General features: G+C 41.0%; 6 protein-coding genes and 1 pseudogene. 3 read left to right on the top strand and 4 right to left on the bottom strand.

Annotated features, from left to right (window positions below; translation table 11 throughout):
* The 3 genes and pseudogenes from PN447_RS06890 to PN447_RS06880 form a co-directional block, all read right to left on the bottom strand.
* Positions 1-113, bottom strand: a pseudogene (locus PN447_RS06890) (IS607 family transposase); the annotation flags it as partial.
* Between the two features lie 143 nt (positions 114-256).
* Positions 257-1,438, bottom strand: coding sequence for an NB-ARC domain-containing protein (locus PN447_RS06885; protein WP_271761940.1), 1,182 nt, complete (start codon positions 1,436-1,438; stop codon positions 257-259).
* An 87-nt stretch (positions 1,439-1,525) separates the two neighbouring features.
* Complete coding sequence (locus PN447_RS06880) at positions 1,526-1,975, bottom strand: hypothetical protein (RefSeq protein WP_271761939.1); 450 nt, start codon at positions 1,973-1,975, stop codon at positions 1,526-1,528.
* 630 nt (positions 1,976-2,605) lie between these two features.
* On the opposite strand from PN447_RS06880, the gene PN447_RS06875 reads away from it, so the two are divergent.
* Positions 2,606-3,160, top strand: a complete 555-nt coding sequence (locus PN447_RS06875) for a hypothetical protein (RefSeq protein ID WP_271761938.1) — start codon at positions 2,606-2,608, stop codon at positions 3,158-3,160.
* Positions 3,161-3,175: 15 nt separating this feature from the next.
* On the opposite strand, the gene PN447_RS06870 is transcribed toward PN447_RS06875, so the two are convergent.
* Positions 3,176-4,078 (bottom strand): alpha/beta fold hydrolase, encoded by a 903-nt coding sequence (locus PN447_RS06870; protein ID WP_271761937.1) that lies wholly within the window; start codon positions 4,076-4,078, stop codon positions 3,176-3,178.
* 112 nt (positions 4,079-4,190) lie between these two features.
* Between PN447_RS06870 and PN447_RS06865 the strand changes: the two genes are divergently transcribed.
* Both PN447_RS06865 and PN447_RS06860 read left to right on the top strand, forming a co-directional pair.
* Positions 4,191-4,499: a carbon dioxide-concentrating mechanism protein CcmK gene (locus PN447_RS06865; RefSeq protein ID WP_271733372.1), complete on the top strand. Its 309-nt coding sequence runs from the start codon at positions 4,191-4,193 to the stop codon at positions 4,497-4,499.
* 66 nt (positions 4,500-4,565) lie between these two features.
* Complete coding sequence (locus PN447_RS06860; protein WP_271733371.1) at positions 4,566-4,916, top strand: carbon dioxide-concentrating mechanism protein CcmK; 351 nt, start codon at positions 4,566-4,568, stop codon at positions 4,914-4,916.
* Positions 4,917-5,107 lie beyond the last annotated feature (191 nt).

Raw genomic sequence — 5,107 nt, 5'->3', positions numbered from 1 at the left:
TTTCTCAACCCGTACAATCGACAAGAAAAACAATGAATGATTGCCATTAAGTCCTCGACTAATTCCTGTTGCGGAGATAGTGATTCTTGATTGGCTACAATAATTTCACATCCTAGCAGGAAGTTTCCCAACTGAATCCCAGCGTTGTAATGTCTTGACTGACACCCCAATTTTCTTTGCAAACTCATGAGGTTTAAACATAAATGCACTTATAGGTTTGTAGGTAAGTGTATAGGTTTGTCTATTTAATTATCAACTAGGCTACTACTCCATAGAATCCACCCAAACCGATGAAAGGGTAAATTAAATCTTCATCCCTAATGTATGGAATGAAATGTTTTGCTACTTCAGCTAAATGAGGTATTTTAAGGGAAACAGCGTTGATGTCTTCCCTAGTGGGGGTAGAAGGAATTTTTCTGGCGACTGTTACCATTACCTGAGAAAGCGATCGCTTAAATTTCTCTGTTTGCTCTAAATCTGTCAACTTAGATTGGAAAAATTCCCGCAGCAGTGGATGTAGTTTATAGATTCCTTGTGTTTCGCGTTGGAGTAGATGCAGAGTCAGCAGCTTATTATCCCGAATGTCCTCTAAATCTTCGGGAGATTTTTTTGGTAGGGACTGTTCTACCAATTCCCAGAGTATGGGTGCTGCTGCAAATAAACTGAGTAAACAGCCTAATTGTCGATCATCCTCTGTTAATTCCAACCAACTTAACTCAAAGGCTGCTTTTACTCCCCGTTGTGCTGTCATATCCGGATCTGATTTCGACTTAGATAAGGCTGGCTGATCTAATCTTTTGTTCTTCAAGCGCTCCGTCATTTCCGATATAGACAAATCTTGTTTTCGGGCTAGATACCGCCCCACTAACTCCAAACCCAAAGGTAAATATCCCAACCATTCACACAACTGATTGGCTACATCTAATTCTTTCTCAATACGCTGTGCTGTTTCTCCGAGCAATGACCGTAACATCTCTAAGGCTGCATCTGGTGGTAATACATTTAAAGGTAATTCCTTGATGCTTGCACCGAACTTTTGGCGCGTAGTCATCAACACTTTAAACCTGGGAGATAGAGAGTTGAGGTAAGTTTTAACTTGCTTGTAATCTGTGACATCATCCACCACTAGCAACACATCGCCTTCAGGCCAATTGCGAAAGCAGTACTTTACTTTTGTTTGAATATCAAAATCTTTTTCTTCTGGTGGGTTTAAATCAAGGTGAGTTGCGGCAAATCGCAGGACTTGAACGCCCACATCTTCTGTTTCCGCTTCTAACCAGCAAATTCCGCCTTTGTAGGTTTCGAGGTGATTGATTGCATATTGCAGGGCCAGTTCTGTTTTACCTAGTCCACCCATTCCCGCAATTGCAGCAATGGCGACTTGGTTATTTTTCTGTAAAAGTTGTTGGAGTTGTTGCAGTTGGTGTTCACGTCCCACAAATTTTACTACCCCACTCCGGGGTAAACTTTCCGGTATTTCACCAGGTGGCTTTGACTTTACCCGTTCCCCTACGGGCGACTCTGGTCAGACGTTAATAGGACCAGTGATAGTATTTCCTTGGAAGATGGTTTTAATTGAGTCAGCATTATTGATATTAATATTACTATTGGTATTATTATTGATATTATTGACTATTTCTTGAAGTTTACGCGCTTTTTCTTGAAGTGTAGGCGCTTGTGGGTCGGCGTTTGCGGCTGCTTCCACTTCCCGCACTGATTGAGCAATTTCGGGATCTTGATCAGCTACTGCTTTCAATTCCAGTACTGCTTCACGATAGTTTAACGGTTGCTGTGGGTTTTCTTCTGATATATTCGCTAGGGAGGATAGCTTATTTTTATTTAGTAGCTGTGCGATTAACTCATTACTTGCTTTAATTCCTGCTTCTCCAAGCTTTTCGCCTGTTTTTTCTAAAGCCTTAGTTAAAACTATTGTCGCGATCGCTGTTGCTACGGCAGTTAGTGTTACGGGTTCCATAATTTAGTAATAATTATGAGGCGTAAATATTTACCCTGTAGATTTTAATAGTTTCTCAGCAAATTGTCAAGTCATATATCATACATATGATCATGAAGGGGTGAGGTACACTAGGGCAGGCAAGATGCCTACCCCACAAAAGTTTGATAATTCAATCTGTACTTCAGATTCAGTGGTGCTGTATGACATTGACTGAGTGATAAATTTGCTCATCCGCTAGAGGATGGGTAAGGTGATGACTGCTGATTTTTATTTTGACAGTTCGTTTGTGGACTCTTCAAGAATCCCCCGGCTTTTAGCCGTGGGGAGTATCAAGATTTTTTTGTGATAGGATGCCACACAAAGGGTTATATTGATGTAAGGCAGCCTGGGAAGTCAGCATTGTTAAAAATATCCTCAAGAGTTAGGGAGAAGTCGATCAAACGACTACAGTAGTTAATTTAGCTGCACAATTCACGTAAAATAATAAGTTTATTATTGATGCAGATATTGAAGCTTTTGCCAGTTTATAGGGAAAGCAAAATCACAACTAGGGGCGATCGCTATTGCTGAATGGCGAGAGAAAAATACACCCTAGGGGGAGTCATAAACCACGTCTGCAAAGGAATTACAGCGTTATTGGAGAAAATAATGGTTAAGCAAAATCTATCCGAATCACTACAGCAAGAGGCACAAAAATTGATACTACTTGAAAATGAAGCTGCGGTTGAAGTTACAGCACAGGAAGTTACCGAACAGAATGTTTTAGCAACAGAGCAATTACTTAAACCCCATGATGCTGCTATGTCTAGTTCAAAAGATTTAGAAACTACTGTGGAAAAATTAAAACAAACTCTGGAAGAATATCAAAATAAAGAAAAAACTCTGCAAAAACAAATTGTCGATTTACAATCAAATTTGTATGAAAAGCAAGTATTAACAGAAAGGCTGACTAAAGAACTGCACGAAGCTAAACAAACCGCGCTACAGCTTGCAGAGTCTAACTCTCAATTAATACAACAAAGTAAATCCCACATCCCACTCAAAGAGGATAAGTCAGCAATTCCTAAGAAAGAAAGTGCAATCCAAGTCAAAGAGAAATATAATCCAGTTGGCTATAAAAAATCACATCGGGTTCCTGAGCAGCTTCTACAACGTCAAAAAGAAGGTGATAATTTTGCAGATAATACTTGGTTGTACGATTGAATTCGTAATTCTTAATTAATTCTTAATTTGTGATTCATTACGAAATTCGAGAATGTGTTGGGCAGTAACTTCTGGCTGTTCTAAGTGGGGAACATGACCAGCATCTTTGATCCAAACAAGGTTACTACTAGGAATCGCTTGGGTAAACTTTTTAGCGTCCGATGTACCTAAAATTTTATCCGTATCTCCCCATAAGATGAGAGTTGGTTGGACAATGCTGGTAAGCTGCTGTGGTTTAAAAGCGCGATACCCACCACTTTTAGTAAAAGCTATTAAGGCTTGAGTCCAGTTAGGCATTTCTAGGTGTAATGAGGCACATATTCGAGCATCAGTTGAGGCGAGTAACTGATTTTTGTAAGCAGCGCGGGAAATGCGATCGCGTATATTAGGATTACGCAAAAAATTAGCTGCTAAAGAATCCAAGGGGGGAAACATCAAGCTTGACGGTGAACCCCCCTTCAAACCAGCGCTATCGATTAACACGAGTTTTTGCACCAATTCTGGGTAAGTTAGGGTAAAATCAATGGCAGCTGCACCCCCCATAGACGCACCCACTAAAATCACAGGTTGGTTAATTAAAGTTTTCCAGAAATAATACAGATGAGTTTTGATAGCCAGGGGACTAAATTGCACATCGGTAATTCTGTCTGTGAACCCAAAGCCTAATAAATCCACAGCCCAAGTTTCATTATCTCTTGGTAGCAGTGGTAAAAGGCGACGGAATTCAAACACAGAACTGTCGAATCCGTGAATTAATAAAATAGGTGTACCGCCACTACCCTTTTGCACATAGGTAGTGGTAATTGGTTGATTAGTTAAAGGAGTGGCGATCGCTTGAGCCTGAATAATTTGAGCCAAGGCGATGGAGGTAGGTTCAGTTAGTTGTCCAACTGTGGGAGGTAAGAAATTAGGAAACATAATTCTTTAGTTTACACCGGGGCGAAGAGAAAATTTTGCTAAATGTCAAAGTTGGTACGAAACCCTCGTACAATTAATATCACTTGATTTTTTAGACTCAGGAGCTAATGCCATGCCCATGGCGGTTGGCGTCATTGAAACCTTGGGCTTTCCTGCTGTACTAGCAGCAGCAGATGCCATGGTTAAATCTGCCGCAGTCACAATTGTGTATTATGGTCAAGCCGAAAGCGCTCGCTTGTTAGTCGCCGTTCGGGGACACGTTGCCGAAGTTCAAAGGGCTGTAGAAGCAGGAATATTAGCCGGAGAACAAGCTTATGGTGGTCAAGTAATTACCCACTATATTGTTCCTAACCCCCCGGAAAACGTCGAGACCATTTTACCGATCCACTTCACCGAAACATCTGATCCGTTCCGTATGTAATAGGTAAATTCCTCAGGACAATAAATTTGTCGCCCCAAATACGTTAATTCATACAGGAGATTACTAATGTCACTACAGGCCGTTGGCGCACTTGAAACAAAAGGTTTTCCTGCTGTACTAGCAGCAGCAGATGCGATGGTGAAAGCTGGTCGCGTCACCCTTGTTGGTTATATCAGAGTCGGTAGCGCTCGTTTTACAGTAAATATTCGCGGGGATGTTTCCGAGGTCAAAACTGCTATGGCCGCTGGTGTTGAAGCTGCGGAAAATGTTTATGGTGGTACTTTGGAATCTTGGGTGATTATTCCCCGTCCTCATGAAAACGTGGAAGCTGTTCTACCAATCGCCTATACGGATCAGGTTCAACAGTATCGGGATTCTGTAGAAAACCCCATCGTGCGTTCATCTAACAGGTTTTGATCCCTTCCCATGTTTTCTAGGGGAGCTAGTCCTAAGCTGACTATTTTATAGACAAAACTATACTTATGTTGACAAGCATTGACATAAGTGAGTTAAGAAAATCGCCCACTTGATATATAATCCTACGATATCAAGTATTGAATTAAGACTATTGCCAACGCGAAAACCAAGCAATGATAGCGGTAGTCTTT

This window comes from Anabaena sp. CS-542/02 (assembly GCF_028331085.1).
Classification (GTDB): domain Bacteria; phylum Cyanobacteriota; class Cyanobacteriia; order Cyanobacteriales; family Nostocaceae; genus Anabaenopsis; species Anabaenopsis arnoldii.
Note: the sequence above shows the minus strand (reverse complement) of the source record. Positions and strands in the feature narration are given on the sequence as shown.

Bases quoted from the DNA above. Each gene is read 5' to 3' on its own strand.
- PN447_RS06880 (WP_271761939.1), bottom strand. From the start codon at position 1,975: ATGGAACCCGTAACACTAACTGCCGTAGCAACAGCGATCGCGACAATA.
- PN447_RS06875 (WP_271761938.1), top strand. From the start codon at position 2,606: ATGGTTAAGCAAAATCTATCCGAATCACTACAGCAAGAGGCACAAAAA.
- PN447_RS06870 (WP_271761937.1), bottom strand. From the start codon at position 4,078: ATGTTTCCTAATTTCTTACCTCCCACAGTTGGACAACTAACTGAACCT.
- PN447_RS06865 (WP_271733372.1), top strand. From the start codon at position 4,191: ATGCCCATGGCGGTTGGCGTCATTGAAACCTTGGGCTTTCCTGCTGTA.
- PN447_RS06860 (WP_271733371.1), top strand. From the start codon at position 4,566: ATGTCACTACAGGCCGTTGGCGCACTTGAAACAAAAGGTTTTCCTGCT.